Annotated in this window: 17 protein-coding genes and 1 riboswitch; of the genes, 6 read left to right on the forward strand and 11 right to left on the reverse strand. The window is 68.2% G+C overall.

Translation table 11 applies throughout. From position 1 onward, the window contains the following. Positions 1 to 17 precede the first annotated feature (17 nt). Positions 18 to 836 carry a DUF1206 domain-containing protein gene (locus tag QFZ57_RS06890; protein ID WP_306899012.1) on the reverse strand — a complete coding sequence of 273 codons (819 nt, stop codon included), beginning with the start codon at positions 834 to 836 and terminating at the stop codon, positions 18 to 20. A 249-nt stretch (positions 837 to 1085) separates the two neighbouring features. On the opposite strand from QFZ57_RS06890, the gene QFZ57_RS06895 reads away from it, so the two are divergent. From QFZ57_RS06895 to QFZ57_RS06905, 3 genes are read left to right on the forward strand one after another with little or no spacing between them, the layout of a single operon-like run. Next, positions 1086 to 2075, forward strand: coding sequence for a hypothetical protein (locus QFZ57_RS06895; protein WP_306899014.1), 990 nt, complete (start codon positions 1086 to 1088; stop codon positions 2073 to 2075). After that, the gene (locus QFZ57_RS06900) at positions 2011 to 2661 is read left to right on the forward strand and encodes a hypothetical protein (RefSeq protein ID WP_306899016.1); all 651 of its coding nucleotides are present in this window, start codon (positions 2011 to 2013) and stop codon (positions 2659 to 2661) included. Before QFZ57_RS06895 ends, QFZ57_RS06900 begins: the two co-directional genes overlap by 65 nt. Before the next feature lie 5 nt (positions 2662 to 2666). Next, positions 2667 to 3113, forward strand: coding sequence for a hypothetical protein (locus QFZ57_RS06905; protein ID WP_306899018.1), 447 nt, complete (start codon positions 2667 to 2669; stop codon positions 3111 to 3113). A 15-nt stretch (positions 3114 to 3128) separates the two neighbouring features. On the opposite strand, the gene trmB is transcribed toward QFZ57_RS06905, so the two are convergent. Together trmB and QFZ57_RS06915 are read right to left on the reverse strand one after the other, a co-directional pair. Then, positions 3129 to 4052: a tRNA (guanosine(46)-N7)-methyltransferase TrmB gene (trmB, locus tag QFZ57_RS06910; protein WP_306899020.1), complete on the reverse strand. Its 924-nt coding sequence runs from the start codon at positions 4050 to 4052 to the stop codon at positions 3129 to 3131. Between the two features lie 44 nt (positions 4053 to 4096). Continuing rightward, the gene (locus QFZ57_RS06915) at positions 4097 to 4552 is read right to left on the reverse strand and encodes a hypothetical protein (RefSeq protein ID WP_306899022.1); all 456 of its coding nucleotides are present in this window, start codon (positions 4550 to 4552) and stop codon (positions 4097 to 4099) included. Between the two features lie 138 nt (positions 4553 to 4690). On the opposite strand from QFZ57_RS06915, the gene QFZ57_RS06920 reads away from it, so the two are divergent. Both QFZ57_RS06920 and QFZ57_RS06925 read left to right on the forward strand, forming a co-directional pair. Then, a complete protein-coding gene (locus QFZ57_RS06920) occupies positions 4691 to 6034 on the forward strand; it encodes an MFS transporter (RefSeq protein ID WP_306899024.1) in 1344 nt (447 codons plus the stop codon). An 8-nt stretch (positions 6035 to 6042) separates the two neighbouring features. Beyond that, positions 6043 to 7440 carry an MFS transporter gene (locus QFZ57_RS06925; protein WP_306899026.1) on the forward strand — a complete coding sequence of 466 codons (1398 nt, stop codon included), beginning with the start codon at positions 6043 to 6045 and terminating at the stop codon, positions 7438 to 7440. A gap of 69 nt (positions 7441 to 7509) precedes the next feature. On the opposite strand, the gene QFZ57_RS06930 is transcribed toward QFZ57_RS06925, so the two are convergent. Further along, positions 7510 to 8268, reverse strand: a complete 759-nt coding sequence (locus tag QFZ57_RS06930) for a class I SAM-dependent methyltransferase (RefSeq protein ID WP_306899028.1) — start codon at positions 8266 to 8268, stop codon at positions 7510 to 7512. A 316-nt stretch (positions 8269 to 8584) separates the two neighbouring features. Here QFZ57_RS06930 and QFZ57_RS06935 point away from each other — a divergent pair, with 316 nt between their 5' ends. Then, complete coding sequence (locus tag QFZ57_RS06935) at positions 8585 to 10468, forward strand: DEAD/DEAH box helicase (protein WP_306899030.1); 1884 nt, start codon at positions 8585 to 8587, stop codon at positions 10466 to 10468. A 77-nt stretch (positions 10469 to 10545) separates the two neighbouring features. On the opposite strand, the gene QFZ57_RS06940 is transcribed toward QFZ57_RS06935, so the two are convergent. From QFZ57_RS06940 to QFZ57_RS06970, 7 genes are all read right to left on the reverse strand, one after another. Continuing rightward, positions 10546 to 11196 carry an MBL fold metallo-hydrolase gene (locus QFZ57_RS06940; RefSeq protein WP_306899032.1) on the reverse strand — a complete coding sequence of 217 codons (651 nt, stop codon included), beginning with the start codon at positions 11194 to 11196 and terminating at the stop codon, positions 10546 to 10548. 21 nt (positions 11197 to 11217) lie between these two features. Then, on the reverse strand, positions 11218 to 11520 hold the full coding sequence (locus tag QFZ57_RS06945) for a putative quinol monooxygenase (RefSeq protein WP_306899034.1): 303 nt from the start codon (positions 11518 to 11520) through the stop codon (positions 11218 to 11220). Positions 11521 to 11577: 57 nt separating this feature from the next. Continuing rightward, positions 11578 to 12591 carry an aldo/keto reductase gene (locus QFZ57_RS06950; protein WP_306629720.1) on the reverse strand — a complete coding sequence of 338 codons (1014 nt, stop codon included), beginning with the start codon at positions 12589 to 12591 and terminating at the stop codon, positions 11578 to 11580. A gap of 39 nt (positions 12592 to 12630) precedes the next feature. After that, a complete protein-coding gene (locus QFZ57_RS06955) occupies positions 12631 to 13257 on the reverse strand; it encodes a nucleoside/nucleotide kinase family protein (RefSeq protein WP_306899037.1) in 627 nt (208 codons plus the stop codon). 23 nt (positions 13258 to 13280) lie between these two features. Further along, on the reverse strand, positions 13281 to 13655 hold the full coding sequence (locus tag QFZ57_RS06960) for a DMT family transporter (RefSeq protein WP_306632451.1): 375 nt from the start codon (positions 13653 to 13655) through the stop codon (positions 13281 to 13283). Next, positions 13655 to 13978, reverse strand: coding sequence for a DMT family transporter (locus tag QFZ57_RS06965; protein ID WP_306629723.1), 324 nt, complete (start codon positions 13976 to 13978; stop codon positions 13655 to 13657). The genes QFZ57_RS06960 and QFZ57_RS06965 overlap by 1 nt, the downstream gene beginning before the upstream one ends. A 10-nt stretch (positions 13979 to 13988) precedes the next feature. After that, positions 13989 to 14054: riboswitch (guanidine-III (ykkC-III) riboswitch) on the reverse strand. A gap of 84 nt (positions 14055 to 14138) precedes the next feature. Next, positions 14139 to 15329: an ROK family transcriptional regulator gene (locus tag QFZ57_RS06970; RefSeq protein WP_306899039.1), complete on the reverse strand. Its 1191-nt coding sequence runs from the start codon at positions 15327 to 15329 to the stop codon at positions 14139 to 14141. Positions 15330 to 15435: the final 106 nt, after the last annotated feature.

A 15435-nucleotide genomic window follows, 5' to 3' on the forward strand; every position in this document is an offset into this window, starting at 1 on the left:
AACCACGTTGCCGCCGGCTACTTGGTCATCTTGGCCAGCCGGGCGCGCATGATCATGTACGCGCCGTAGCAGATCAGCCCGGCTCCCACCGCAGCCAGGAGATACGGGCCCAGGGGCTGGTCGCGGAGGGCGCGCAGGCCGCCGTCCAGTCCGGTGGAATCCTCTGGATGCTCCTTGAGCGTGGCGACGACGATGAGCAGGCCGGCCAGCAGCAGTACCGTCCCCTTGGCCAGGTAGCCGGCCACCCCCAGGGCTGTCACAGCAGTCCTGGCCGGTCCGGGGGCCGGCATCCGTAACTGTTTCTCGAAGGTCTTCTTCGGCCCTCGGATGCCGTACACCACCCCCGTGACCGCCACTGCCAGGCCGGTCAGGACGAGCAGCGCCACCCCGCCCGGTGCCTCCATCATGGAAATGGTGAAGTCGCTGGTGGCCTTGCGGTTGTCATCGCCATTGCCGGTGCCCATTGCAAAGTGCCACAAGGTGAGGGCAAGGACGGCGTACACGATCGCCTGCAAGGTCGCCTTGGCCTTGTTCTTGATCTTTCTCTTGGTCGCCTGGTGGTTGAAGTCGAAGAGGGCGTCGCCGGCCTGCCAGAGCGACAACGCTGTGCAGGCGGCGAAGCTGCCCCACAGCAGGAACGGGCCAACAGGCATGGTGGCCAGTTCGGCCACCGCGCCGCTGAAGTCGGCATGGCCGGTGCCGCCCATGGCCAGCCGCACGGCGATGGCACCCACCAGCAGGTGCAGGATGCCGCTGACTGCAAAGCCGGACCGGGCCAGAATCTCGAGTGCCTGCGAATTCGTGGCGTCCTCGGCCTTGTCAACGACCTGCTTCAATTCATTTTTGATTGTCATTCCTTTGGACAGGCGCGGTGGTGCGCTGGTGTGCGTGCCCTTCTTACCAGGGCAATCGTCCCATGGTTCGCGTAATCCCGAACAGCCGCGCCGCGCTGCTTCTCCCTGGGCCGGCGCCGATGGGGATCCCTCCCCGGCGATGGGGAGGGATCCCCATCGCCGGGCTCCGTTACCTGTGCAACCATAAGGACCAGCGATCGACACGTACCGCACTCTTTTCCGGGGGAAACCATGACTTTTTACGGCGCAGACATCAGCCAGTTGCGGGCGCTGGCCAAGGCGGCGGACCAGGCCGCGTCGCTGCTTAGCAGCCGCGCAGGGTCCCTGCACAGCCAGATCCAGTCCGCGCCGTGGAAGGGCCGGGACGGGGAACGCTTCCGCCAGGAGTGGAGCGCCAGCCACCGGCCCAGCCTGGACAAAGTGGCGGCCAGTCTGCGGGAGAACTCAAAAATCCTGATGAAGCATGCCGACGAGCAGGAAAAGGCGTCCACTGCGGGCGGTTCCGGCAGCACCGCGTGGGACCGGATTACGTCGCTGGCCGCGCAGGCCAGGGAGTGGTTCAAGGAAAAGGCTGAAGCAGCCAGGGCAGCGGCCGAACACCGCCGGGAGCTGGAGTCCGGCCTGGACCGGATGCTCAATGCCAGCCCGGAAGAGCAGGCAAAGTGGTGGGCCGGCCTGTCCGATGCCGACCGGAAATACCTGATCGAGGGCGAAGGCAGCGATGGCCCTTTCGCCGAGGACCTGATGCGCATGGATGGCGGCGTCCCCGCGGCCGCTCAGCAGTTGGCCAAGCAGCACCTGCAGGAACTGGCCAAGGCGGACATCCCGGTCTATTCGGAGACGGGCAAGGCCTCCATCGAAGCCAGGGTCGCGTGGGTCCACGGCGGCGCCGAAGTGGGGACCGAAGTGGTGGAGAACGCCGATGGCACCGCCACCATGAGGGTCTACGGAAACATGGGCCTGGGCGTCAATGACGCCACCGGAACGGCGGGTGCCACGCTGACCGGGGAGGTCTCCCGCGAGTTCACGTTCGCCAGTGTGGAGGAAGCCATGGCCGCCCGCGAACAGATGTACCGGGACCTTCCGCCGGACAGCATCGGTGAAATTAAGGATGTGGCCGGGAACCCGCCCGGATACATCCTGGACACCATCAACGATGCGGCAAAGGACAAACGGCTCCACCGGGCAGACGGACAAGGCCAAGGGAACGTTCTCGCTTGATGCCTCCGGAGAAGCAGGCACCGCGTCCGGCGGCGCGAAGCTGGACCTTGCGTACGAGCGGAACCTCACGGACGGTACCTCCACGGCCAGCGGCGAGGTCTCAGCCCAGGGTGAGCTCAAGCTGGACGGCCGGGTGTTCGAAGCGTCAGGCAAGGGCGGGCTGCAGGTCAAAATGGACAAGAGCAACAACATCGATTCCGTCTCCGTGTCCATGGACGGCACCGTCGCCCAGGGCGTCACCTCCGGTGTGAAGTCCGAGGCCGCCAAGTTCGATTCCACCGTGACGGCCGGAACCCAGGGCACGGTCAAGATCGACGTGGACTACACACCCGAGAACCGGCCCGTCATCGACAGCTACCTGCGCAACGTTGCCCTGGGAAATGATGCCGGTGCCGCCCGCGATGCGGCCCGCCTGTACGAGGCCGGCTCCGCTACCGTCCAGGTGAACTCCGTCGTCACTGCCACGAACGAGGCAGGGTTCGATGTGAAGGTGGGTGAGGTGGACGTCAAGACCGAGAACCAGTCCACCACCAACGTGTCCACGTACTATAAAGTCCCCAACGACACCAAGCTCGAGAGGCTCTGAAACCCATGTCAGTGCACATCGAATCCCCGCTGGGCTTCACCGCAGACTTTCCCGAGCACACCCAGGTCCTGGATGATTCCACCGCCGGGCCCAACAGCGAGCAGTACGGCCTGCTGGGCGGCGTCCTGGTCACCGTGATCAAAGACGACACCTCTGTGCAGGATGCCCCGCAGGCCAACGGCTGGGCCCACCTGATGGCAGGCTTCTACCTCGAGGAACGCGGCGGCACCCTCCTTGCAGAGGGTGAGCTGAACCTGCCCGGCAGGGCCGCCTACGGCGTCGTCGTGGGATATGACGACGACGGCGGGCAGGCGAAGGTTGCAGCGACGGTGGGCGTGTGGGAAAGCGGGCGGTTCATTGGCGTGGTGGTCATCTGGCCCTACCTGAACTCCGAGGCAGAACCCCGTCTGGACATGCTCAAGGAGATCGTGGGCGGCATCCGCGTGGGCTGACAGCCCATACGGTGGTCAGCGGCGGCGATAGCAGAGATCGAAAATCAGCCGCCCTGCCTCGTGGGCCTTCGCCTCGAAGCTGGTCCTGATCCTGCCCTCGAAGCGGGGGGCCCAGCCGCCCGTTTCGTCTACGCCTTCGTTGGGCCCGGTGTGCTCTGTGCTCACGGGTGCGCGTCCCTCACGGACGGGGGCCCCGCCCACCACCGATTCGACACCGGACTGCCACACCTGCGTCAGGGGGCTTTCCGGCCCGCGGCGCTCGCCGGTATGCAGGTTCTCAAACTCCTCCGAGCCCGCCAGGACGTCCCGCACGTGGACGGCATAGTTGGACCAGTCGGTGGCGATCCGGAACAGCCCGCCCGGCTTCAGCGCCCGGGCCGCCAGGCCGGCGAACTCAGGCTGGATGAGGCGGCGCTTATGGTGCCGCGACTTGTGCCAGGGGTCCGGGAAAAAGACCCAGAGTTCGCTGACCGATCCTTCGGGCAGCATGGTGGCCAGTACTTCCGGGGCGTTTGCCTCCACCACCCGGACGTTGTCCAGGCCGCGGCTGTTGATCTTGATGATGGTGTTGGCCAGCCCCGGGGTGTAGACCTCCACGGCCAGGAAATTGGTGTCCGGGTTCTGTTCCGCCGCATGGCAGATGGCGTCGCCAAGGCCGGAGCCGATCTCGACGATGAGCGGGGCCTTACGGCCGAACTCGGCCGCCGCGTCAAAGGTGTAGTCGGGGTGGACCGAGGTGTTGGCGACGTGCCGCGGAACGTTGACGGCCCAGCGCTCGGCGTGCTCGGCCCAGGCCGCCTGCCGCCGGCCCTGCAGCCGGGTGCCGCGGCGCACGAAGCTGACAGGGCGGCCGCCGTAGGTGCCGAAGGAGGCCTGGGTTCCGGGCGTGACAGGCCTGGGGACATGCGGCTGCTGGGGGTTTTCAGGGGATTCGCTCATCCCTTCCAGAATAGCGCTGCGGCGACGGCGGGAGGTCGGAGTGACTAGAACACTCCTATGAGGTCGAGCGCCGGGCCCAAGGCCAGGGCGAAGACCAGGCCGCAGATGCAGAGCGAAACTGCTGCCGCGGACCAGTTGCCTGATCCGCGCAGTGACCGGTTCATGGCGGGGAGTGAGAGCCGCAGGGCGAGCGAGGCAAAAAGGAGAGGCAGGCTGAACAGAACCAGCGGAGTTACCCACGGCCATGGGGAAGGGCCTTCGTCCGGGTAGGTCATCAACATGGCGAACATGGAGAGCGGGCCGGTGAGGAACATGCTTGCAGGAGCAAGGATCGCCAGGACCAGGCTGGTGGCTCCTTTGTTTCCCGGGCCTCTGTTGGAGGGCCCCTCGTTGCCGGGCACGCCATGCGGCGGCTGGTCAGAGTGGCCCCCAAAGTCGGAGGGTGCACTGGTCCCGCCCGGGGGCGCGGGGCGGGGTTCCTGTGGCGGCGTAGTTTCCATGGTGCTCCTGCTAGTCGGTGCGGCTGTGTGCTTGGCCGCGGCTGGTTTCAACGTACGAAGCTGCGCGACGCACCGGAAGATAGGCCGGGCCCTATGTGGATAACTCCCGCCGCAGTGGTCTGCTGCAAGAATGGGCGGATGACGGACGCGATGGATGCCGGGGCAAGGGAGCAGCGGCGAAGGGAAGTCTCCGGGGAGGTCCGGGGAGGGGCCGGGACGGACAGCAGCGTGGTGGACCTCAGCAATCTGGTGGACGCCGAAATCGATGAGCTGCCGGCAGCGGAACCCACGCGGGTTGGCAGCCGGCGTGCTCTGGCCTACCTGGGCGTGTGCCTGGTCCTGATCGGCCTGAACCTGCGCAGCGTCTTTTCCAGCCTCTCTGCGGTCCTGCCGGAGGTGACCTCCCAGGCGGCGCTGCCCGGCTGGTCCGTGGTGGTGCTGACCACGGTTCCCGTGACGCTGCTGGGTGTCTTCGCCCCGATCGCCCCGGTTCTTGCCCGCCGGTTCGGCGCGGAGCGGGTGCTGCTGGGGGCCATGGCCTTGCTGACCGCGGGGCTGCTGCTGCGGCCGGTGGATACCGGTGCGGCCGGCGGCGCCGGCCACCTGCCTGCCCTCCTGGTGGGCACGGCAGCCTGCGGCGCGGCGATCGCGCTGTGCAACGTGCTTCTCCCGGGCCTTGTGAAGCGCGACTTCCCCCACCGGCTGGGGCTCATGGGCGGCCTCTACACCACCGCCATCTGTGCCTCCGCCGCGCTCGGAGCCGGCTTCACCTACCCGGTCTACACGGCGACGGGGGAGTGGACCAAGGCGCTGTGGGTCTGGGCGGTGCCCGCCGCCGTCGTCCTTCTCTTGTTCCTTCCCGTCGCCGTTCGGCAGGGGAGCGTCCGGCACCAGTCGATCAGGGACGGGGTCAATGTGTGGCGCTCACCGGTTGCCTGGCAAGTGACCCTCTTCATGGTGCTGCAGGCCATGATGTCCTTCAGCGGGTTCGCCTGGCTGGCGCCCATCCTTCGCGAGAGAGGCGTTGACGGGGCAACCGCGGGGCTGATCGTTGCGGTGTGCATCGTGCTGCAGATGCTCGGTTCCCTGTTCGCGCCCGCGCTGGCCGCCAGGTTGCGGGACCAGCGCGCCATCAACACGGTGGTGGCGCTGATGACCGGCGGCGGGTTCGTATTGAGCATCCTGGGCCCGCTGGACCTGATCTGGGTGTGGGCCGGACTGCTGGGGCTGGGACAGGGAAGCCTCACGGCCTGTGCACTGACCCTGATCATGCTCCGCACCCGCGACGGCCACACCGCGGCCCACCTGTCCGGCATGATGCAGGGGGTGGGCTACGGGGTGGGGTCCACGGGGACGCTTATGGTGGGGCAGCTGCATCAGGCCACCGGGTCCTTCGTTCCCGCCGGAATCCTGTTCACGGTGGTCGGCCTGCTCGCGGCGGTCTTCGGTTACCGCTCCGGCCGCAACCGGTACGTGGGCTAGGAACCGCCGTGCGGGACTCCACCCTTCCGGCCGCCCACCCTGCCACCGGGATCTTCCGGCCTCCGTACTTCTGGGTAACGGCCGGCACCTGCGCCCTGGTGTTCCTGGCCGCCTTCGAATCCCTTGCCGTGACCACCATCATGCCGCTGGTCAGCCGTGAGCTGAACGGCGGAAACCTCTACGCCCTGGCCTTCGCCGGGCCATTGGCCACCGGCGTGATCGGCATGGTGGGGGCTGGAAACTGGTCCGACCGCCGCGGGCCCGCCATGCCGCTCTACACCTCGGTGGCACTGTTCGTGGCCGGCCTGCTGATTGCGGGCACCTCGGCTTCCATGCCCATGCTCGTGGCCGGCCGGCTGGTCCAGGGGCTCGGCGGGGGTGCCCTCACCGTGGCGCTTTACGTGCTGGTGGCGCGGTTCTTTCCCGGCCCGCTGCACCCCAGGATCTTCGCTGCGTTCTCGGCCGCCTGGGTGGTCCCGTCGCTGGTGGGACCGTTCGCGGCCGGCGTGGTGGCCCAGGTCTTCAGCTGGCACTGGGTGTTCCTGGGCGTGGTGGGCCTGGTCATTCCGGCACTGGCAATGATCGTGCCGGTATTGCGGGGCCTCAACGAGCCGGGAGAAGCAGGCCGCTCGGAAGTAACCGCCCCGCCATGGGCCCTCGGCCGGCTGGGGTGGGCGGCACTGGCTGCGCTCGCCGTGCTGGGCCTGAACCTTTCCGCCGACGTCAGCATCCCTGCCTTTCCCGCCGCCACCGCATTCCTGGCGTGCGCCGCCGTCGTCCTTGCCCTGGTGGCTGTCCGGCCACTGGTGCCGGCCGGGACCCTTACTGCCCGCCGTGGGCTGCCCAGCGTGATCCTGGCACGGGGGCTCGCGTCGGCGTCGTTCTTCGGCGCGGAGGTGTATCTTCCCTACCTGCTGATCGACCAGTACGCGTTCCCGCCCACCCTGGCCGGCCTGACCCTTACCGGAGGTGCGCTGGCCTGGGCCGCTGCCGCCGCCGTGCAGGGCCGGCTCGGCTCCCGGCTGCCGGACCTGCGCGCCGTCCAGGTGGGGTCGCTGATGGTTCTGGCCGCCGTGCTCCTGGCCCTGGCCACCACGGCCCTGCACTGGCCGGCCGCAGTCGCCATAGGGGGGTGGGTCCTGGCGGGCGGCGGCATGGGCCTGCTCTACCCGCGCCTGAGCGTAATGACCCTGGCGCTGTCCACCAAGGACAACGAGGGCTTCAACAGCTCCGCCATGTCCATCTCCGACTCCCTCGGCGGGGCACTTTCGCTGGCCGCCACGGGGATCGTCTTCGCGGCATTTACGACGGCGGTCCAGTCCTTCGCGGGCGTCTTCGCCTTCACCGCGGCGATCGGTGCCGCCGCGGCACTGGCGGCACCACGGGTCACCGCCCCTGACTCCTGAGTTTTTGGGCAGCTACGACGGCCCCACGGCTCCGGAAGTCGCGTTATCTGCCCAAAAACTCCTGGGTGATCAGGGCAGGCGGGTGGCGCGCAGGACGACGTCGGCAATCGTCGCTTCCTGTCCTTCCGGACCGGTCACCGGCCGCTCCCGGCTGGTGAGGACCTCAATTTGCCAGTCGGGACCGTTAAGCCCTAGTTCGCGGACCAGGTCGTCACCGGTGTAGAACATGTCCCGGTGGTTGTGGTGATCGCTGCCCCAGGGCGGAAGCCGGTCCGGGTGGTGGCCCACCACCAACAGGGTTCCGCCCGGCTTGACGGCTGCGGCGGCCGCGCGCAGCGGAATCCGCCAGTCCAGTTCCTGGGAATGCAGGAACTGCGAGGTCACCAGCTCGTAGGAAGCATCGGGTTGCCACTGCGTGAGGTCCGCCAGTTGCCACGTGATCTTGCTGCGGATGTCCCCGTTCGACGCGTGCACGCTTTCCCGCGCCAGCTCAGCCAGCTCGTGGGAATGCGCCCGTTCCAGGGCAACGGCGGAAACGTCGACGGCGGTCACGGACCAGCCTTGCCGGGCAAGCCAGATGGCGTCGGCACCCTCGCCGCAGCCCAGTTCCAGCGCGTTTCCCGGATGCAGGCCGCCGGCTTCACGGACCAGCTGCGGGTTCGGCTTCCCGCTCCAGAGCCGCGCTTTGCTGCGGTACCGCTCGTCCCAGACTGCTGCCGGATCTATGCCGCCACCAGCCGCTTCCGGCCCGCCGCCGCCGTCGTGCGCTTCATGCGGGCGGTCCTCATTTTGGTGCATGTCCTGTCGCTGCCCCGGGTGTTCGCTCATGCGTTAACACTGCCCCGCGGCGCCCCCGCAGGCAACGGCGCGCGGATGCGGGGCCGGGGGATGGTAGACTGGAGGAACTTGATGTGCAGTGATGCCCGCCCGCTCCGGATCTGGAGTTCCTTTCCAGGGAGTGGGCTTTCTTCATGTGAGAGGCACATCCTGCGTCGATGAACGCGTTCCATTTGGTCCCTGCCGGCTGTCCTAATTTGCAGCGGCACGGTTGATCACCTGACTTTTCTTCGGCGAACCCCTGGTCCAACCGGCACCGGGGGCCGATATCCGCATGGATACCGCCTGAAAGACCGTAAAAAACTACATGACTACTTTTGCTGCCCTCGGTACTCCCAAGGCCCTTGCAGACACCCTTTCCGCGCAGGGAATCGTTGAGCCGTTCCCCATCCAGGTCAAGACACTCCCGGACACGTTGTCCGGCCGTGACGTCCTGGGCCGCGGCCGGACCGGATCCGGTAAAACCATTGCTTTCGCCATCCCGCTTGTAGCACGACTCGCTGAGCGGGAAGCCAAGCACTTCCGCAAGCCCGGCCGCCCCATGGGCCTGGTCCTGGCACCCACCCGTGAACTGGCAACCCAGATCAACGCCACCATTGAGCCGATGGCCAAGGCCATGGGCCTGAACACCACCGTGATTTACGGCGGCATCTCCCAGGCCCGCCAGGAAAAGGCGCTGCGCGCCGGCGTCGACATCGTCATCGCCTGCCCGGGCCGCCTGGAGGACCTGATCCGCCAGCGCATCCTGACCCTCGAAGGCGTCGAGATCACGGTCCTGGACGAGGCCGACCACATGGCCGACCTCGGCTTCCTCCCGGTGGTCAAGAAGCTCATGGACATGACCCCCAGCCAGGGCCAGCGCCTGCTGTTCTCTGCCACCCTGGACAACGGCGTGGACAAGATCGTCCAGCGCTACCTGTCCAACCCGCTGACCCACGCGGTGGACGAATCACAGGCCGCGGTCACCACCATGGAGCACCACGTGCTGGTGGTCAACGACCAGACCGTCAAGAAGCAGCTGATCGTCGAGCTCGCCTCCGGCGCCGGCCGCCGGGTGCTGTTCCTGCGCACCAAGCACCACGCCCGCAAGCTTGCCAAGACCCTTACCGACGCCGGCATCCCCGCCGTCGACCTGCACGGCAACCTCTCGCAGAACGCCCGTGACCGCAACCTGGCCGAGTTCTCCTCCGGCGAGGTCCGCGTCCTGGTCGCCACCGACGTCGCAGCCCGTGGCGTCCACGTCGACGACGTCGAACTGGTCATCCACGTGGATCCGCCCACCGAGCACAAGGCGTACCTGCACCGCTCAGGCCGCACAGCCCGCGCCGGTTCCGACGGCACCGTGGTCACGCTGACCCTGCCGGAGCAGCAGTCCGACGTCAAGAAGCTGATGAAGGCTGCCGGCGTGGACGTCAACTTCGAGCGCGTCACCGCCAACTCGCCGCTGGTCGCCGAACTGGTAGGCGAAATGGCCGACAAGATCGATCCACGAACCCGCGCTGCGCTGCTGGCCGCCAAGTCCAGGCAGGGCGGTGGCACCTCCACCGGCGCCAACGCCGAGCGTAAGCGTGCACGGCGCCAGGCTGCGCCGTCTGCCGGTGGCCGTGGCGGCCGCGGCGGGCGCGGCAAGGTGGCGCCCGAGGCAGCGCGGACCGATGTTCCCCGCGCCGAGCGCCGTGCCGTTGCCTTCGAAGGCCGCACGGAAGCCCGCGCCGCCTTCGACCGCAATGCCGAGCAGAACGAGGACCGCGCAGTGGCAGCAGCCGCTGCACGGCGTAACAACCGTGGCCGCGGCACCGCCTCCACGCACCGCAACGACGTCCCCGCGGCAGGTGGCCGTGCATCGGCTGGCCGCGGTTCGGACGGCCGTGCAGAGTCACGCGTAACCCGCAGTGACGCTCCGCGTGGCGGCACTGGACGCCCGGCTTCGTCGGGCCGCCCGGCTGCTTCCGGCGGCCAGCGCAGCGGACGCCCCGCGACCGGCCAGCGTGCGGCAGCAGGAGCAGCCGGCCAGCGCTCCGCAGGTGCAACCGGCGGCAGCAAGGCCGTATGGTCCTCCAACACCGGCGGAACATCCGGCGGCTCCTACTCGGCCGGCAACGGTGGGAACGGCGGAGGCTCCGGCCGTCCCGCCCGCAGTGGGCCGCGCCGCGCGTCTGCCCCGGCATCGAACGAACGCCGCGGCCGCTAAGCAGTAAACAGCCGCCAGGCAATGAAACGGCGGGCTCAACCACATGGTTGAGCCCGCCGTTTTTGTGTCTTCAGCCGCTACCAGCCGCGGGCCCGCCACTCCTCGAGGTGCGGCCGTTCGGCACCCAGGGTGGTGGGCTTGCCGTGCCCGGGATGCACGACGGCGGTATCCGGGTAGGCGTCGAACAACCGTTCTGTGACATCGGACAGGAGCTGGTTGAACCGCTCCGGGTCCTGCTGGGTGTTGCCCACCCCGCCCGGGAACAGCGAGTCCCCGGAGAAGATGTGCGCCGGCCCGTCCGGGTCCTGGTACACGAACGCGATCGAGCCGGGGGTGTGCCCCCGCAGGTGCACGGCGGTCACGTCGAAGCCGTCGAATTTGCCGACGTCCCCGTGGCTAAGCCGCACGTCCACGGGAACAGGCAACGCACCGGCGTCGTCCGCCCCCGCCGCTGTCCGGGCCCCGGTGGCGTCCACCAGTTCCTTCAGCGCCCGCACGTGGTCCCAATGCTGGTGCGTGGTGGCGATCAGGGCAAGCCGAGGCCTGGCAGCAGTGTCGCGGGCCCCATCCGCGAGCAACTGCCGGATGGCGGGAAGGTCGTCAGCGGCGTCGATCAACAGCTGCGCGCCGCTCTCCTTGGCAGTCAGCAGGTAGACATTGTTGTCCATGTCGCTGACGGAGATGCTGCGGATGGTGAGGGCCGGCAGGTCGTAGAGAAGTGAGTCCATGGGCTTCAGTCTAGGGATGGGCTACAGGTCGAGCGGCAGGGTGGTGGAGTAGAGCTGCTTGGACGGCGGCGCGGCGAGGATTTCGTGCAGCGCGCTTTTGCCTTCCGGCGTGGTCCGCCACGCAGCGTAGTCGGCATGGTCCTGGGTGGTGGCCCAGGTTTCCACCACCAGGATGTGGCAGGGGTCGGCGTCGTCCACCAGCGCTTCTATGCCTTGGTTGCCGGGCCAGGCTCGCGTGGCAGCGAGCGTTTCGGACAGGTATTTGGCGGCGTCGTCGCGGTGCGCGGGGTCGATCCGGACTTCGAAGTGCACGATGGCAGGCATGGGGCTCCTAAAGGGTGGTGGTCAAATGTGCGGTTGTTGGCTCTGAAGGAAGGCGCCCTATTCCCGCCCCTGTGACACCCACTTGGGGTCCGCCGAACGTGAGCCGACGACGGCGTCCGAAGCCGCATCCAGGGCTTCGAGGTGCTCCGGGCTGAGGTCCAGGTCCAGGGCGCCAAGGTTCTCGTCGATCCGCGCGGCCTTGCGGGTGCCCGGAATGGGAACCACCGGCAAACCGAGCCGTTTGCCCTGGGCGAACAGCCAGGCCAGGGCCACCTGTGCCGGTGTGGCAGCCAACTGGTCCGCCACTGCCCGGACGGCGTCCACTACAGCCTGGTTGGCGTTTGCGGCGTCCGGGGCAAAGCGGGGAATGTTCCGCCTGAAGTCCTTCTCGCCCAGGCTTGCGGTATCAACCGTTCCGGTGAGGAAGCCGCGTCCCAGCGGGGAATAGGGGACAAAGCCCACTCCCAGGCCGGCCGCGGCGGGAACAACGTGGCCTTCCACGTCCCGGCTCCAGATGGACCACTCGCTTTGGACCGCGGCGATCGGGTGGACCGCTGCGGCGTCCTGCAGTTCCCGGGCGGTCACTTCGGACAGGCCCAGGTGCTTGACCTTGCCCTGCTTCACCAGTTCAGCCATGGCGCCGACGGTTTCCTCGATGGGGACCCGGACGTCCCGGCGGTGCATGTAGTAGAGGTCGATGACGTCGGTGCCCAGCCGCTGCAGGCTCCGTTCCACCGCCTGGCGGACGTACTGGGCATCACCCCGGATGTCCGTGTAGCCGTCGGTCGGAGTCCCCACCAGGGCGAATTTGGTGGCCAACTGGACTTCGTCCCGCCGGTCCTTGAGCAGCTGGGAAATCAGCTCCTCGTTGCTGCCGCCGCCGTAGATGTCCGCGGTGTCGATGAAGTTGACGCCGGCGTCGACGGCGTGGTGCAGCGTCCGCAGTGCCTCGGCCGGGTCCACTTCGCCGTACACGGGGGTGAGGGCCATGCCCCCGAATCCAAGGGGGCTGACGGCCAGGCCGTCGCCGAGCTGGACAGTGTGGCCGCGGTCAGTGGGTGCGTTTGTCATGGGTGCTCCTGTTCTTTTCCTGCTCTTGCAAAAGTTCGGTTACAGCCAGGGGATGGTGCGGTGCGCGGCCGGGCGGGTGGCCTGGATCAGGCGGGCATTTGCTTCGTCGGGTCCGGTGGCCCAGGCGGTTGCTGCCTCGCGGTCCATCCCGAATGCCATGTGCCGGTCCACCAGCCGCTGCAGCCGGAGCGCGGGCGGGGTTTCAAGGAACCACACCTCGTCCAGCTGCGCCCTGACCTCTTTCCACGGCTCCTGGTCCGCCAGCAGGTAGTTGCCCTCGGTGATGACCAGAGGGACGTCGGCCGGCACGGCAATGGAGGCCGCCACTGGTTCGTCCAGGGTGCGGCGGAACTCCGGCGCGTACACCACTGCCTCGTCCCTGCGCACCAGGCGGCGCAGCAGCGAAAGGTAGCCGCCGCCGTCGAACGTATCAATGGCGCCCTTACGCTGCCGAAGCGGGGTCCCCTCGATGATGGCGTTGCCCAGATGGAAGCCGTCCATGGGCACCACCACAGAGGTTCCGGGGCTGAACTGCTCCTGCAGCCACGCCGCAAAGGTGGATTTTCCGGACCCTGGCGCCCCGGCGATCCCCAGGATGGTGCGCGCTCCGGGCACTATCCGGCGCCGCAGTGCGTCGACGGCGTGGGTGATCTCGGGGGAGTCCATGGGAAAAGCCTAAACCGCCGGCATCAGTGGCGCGCAGGCTCCGCGGGTTTATCAGCGGCGTGGTCCGTGGCAGGCAGCGCCTTCAGCCCCGCGGCGCAGCCCACGATCCCCGCGATGAACAGCAGCTTCACCACACTGAAGGGTTCCACGCCGGTGGCCATGGCCCAGCCGACGGTCAGCGCGGCACCGATGCCCACCCAGATGGCGTAGGCGGTGCCCAACGGGATGCTCCGGATGGCCATGCCCAGGCCCAGCATGCTCAGGGTTGCGGTGACGGCGAAGATGAGCGTGGGCAGGGGCCGGCTGAAACCGTCTGACAGGCCCAGGGCTGTGGCCCAGACAGCTTCGAGGACAGCGGAGGCCAGGAGCACCAGCCAGGGAAGCGGGCGCTTCATCATCACGCCACCACCTTCAGGCCAACCACGCACGCGGCGATGCCGGACAGCAACAGCAGGCGCGCCGCCGTGGGACGTTCCACCCTGGTGACCATCGCGTAGGCGGATGTCAGGACCACGCCCACTCCCACCCAGACCGCGTAGGCCGTGCCGGTGGGAATGGACTGCATCGCCACGGCCAGGCCGCCGGTGCTCGCCGCGACGGCCACCAGGAAGAGCGCGGCGGGGGCGAGGCGGCGGCGGCCGGAAGCCTTGGAGGCGCGGTGGAGGGCGGCCGCCCAGACGGCCTCAAGGGCGCCGGAAAGAACGAGGATTAACCACGACATGATCCGATCCTTTGGCCAGTCTTGTCGCGTGCCGGGTACTGAACCGTCGTCCGGAGGCTCGGGGTGGAGCCTTGGCTTCCAGCGTAGCAACGTCCGACGGCGGGCGGCCACCTTGGTGCCCAACCTCACCAGGGTCGGTTCCGCCTCCTTGGTTCCGCTCTCAGCCCGCGCGCTGCAGCAGCTGTTCAACCCGCTCCGGTGCATAAAGGCTCTCCTCCACGAGCCGGCAAAGACCCGCGGCTGTGGCCCTGCGGCTGTCCGCGGGGACGATCTCCAGATCCACCAGGGAAGGTTCAAAGGCGTTGGTGAGAATCTCCTGCCGGCACGCCTGCAGGAATTCAGGGAGGACACCCACCAGCCCGCCCACCGCCACCCGGCCGGGGTTGAGCGTCCCCACCACGGCCGCGAGCGCCCGTCCGAGCACCCGTCCGGCCTCTGCGACGGCTGCGCGGACGTCCGGATCGCTGCCCGCCGCATCAACCAGCCCGCGCAAGGTCCGGTAGTGCGCAAATCCTGGGGCCGCCAGCAGCGCACGTCCGGAAGCCACTGCCGCCAGGCAACCGTCCCTGCCGCACCGGCACAGGCACCCCGCTGCCTCAGGGACGCGGACATGACCGATGTCCCCGGCAGCACCGTGGGCGCCCCGGACCAAGGCACCGCGGACGATGATGCCGGAGCCGATCCCGGTACTGACCTTCACCGCGACAAGGGAGTCAAGGGGGCCGCGGACCTCTCCGACGGCCATCGACCGGGCATCGTTTTCCAGCAGCACCGGGCAGTCGAGCCTGGACTCCATCACCTCCTGCAAAAGCTGCAAGTCCCAATGGGCGAGGACAGTCCGCTCCAGGCCCAGGCGGTGGAGGGGGTCAACCGGAGCGGGCAGCCCTACTCCTGCGCCCACCGGCTGCCGGCCATGGAGCAGCCGGAGGGCCTCGCCGACCACCTGGCCAACCACCACTTCCTGGGACTGCCCGATCTCCGCGGGGATGCGCGCTGACGCGACCACCTCCCTGCTCAGGGACAGGAGGTGGATTCCGGCGTGGGTGTGGCCGATCTCCAGGCACACCACAATCTTGTGCCGGTCATCGAACCGGAGCGAGCGGGGCGGCCTGCCGCGCTGCGCCCGAAGGGGGGTGGACTCATAGACGAGGCCTGCCGCAAAGAGCGCATCGAGCCGCTCGTACAGGGTGGACCGCGCCATGCCGGTGATCTCCAGCAGGTCTGCGCGGCTGTATCCCGCCGCGTTCGAGCGCAGCAGCTGGAGGAGATGGCCGGCGCTGGTGGCCGGGCCCACCGACGGCTGGGCGGGCTCGCCCACGAGGGTCCGGTACTGGGTCCGGTACTCCGCCATGCGGCAGGCGTCCTTTCGACTGCGGCGCGCAGGGTTGCGCATCCGTCATTGACGTGATCTGTATCACACAATTATGATCGATCATCAGACAAAAACGTAGCAGCCC

The sequence above is a fragment of the Arthrobacter sp. B1I2 genome (genome assembly GCF_030816485.1).
In the GTDB taxonomy this organism is placed as follows: domain Bacteria; phylum Actinomycetota; class Actinomycetes; order Actinomycetales; family Micrococcaceae; genus Arthrobacter.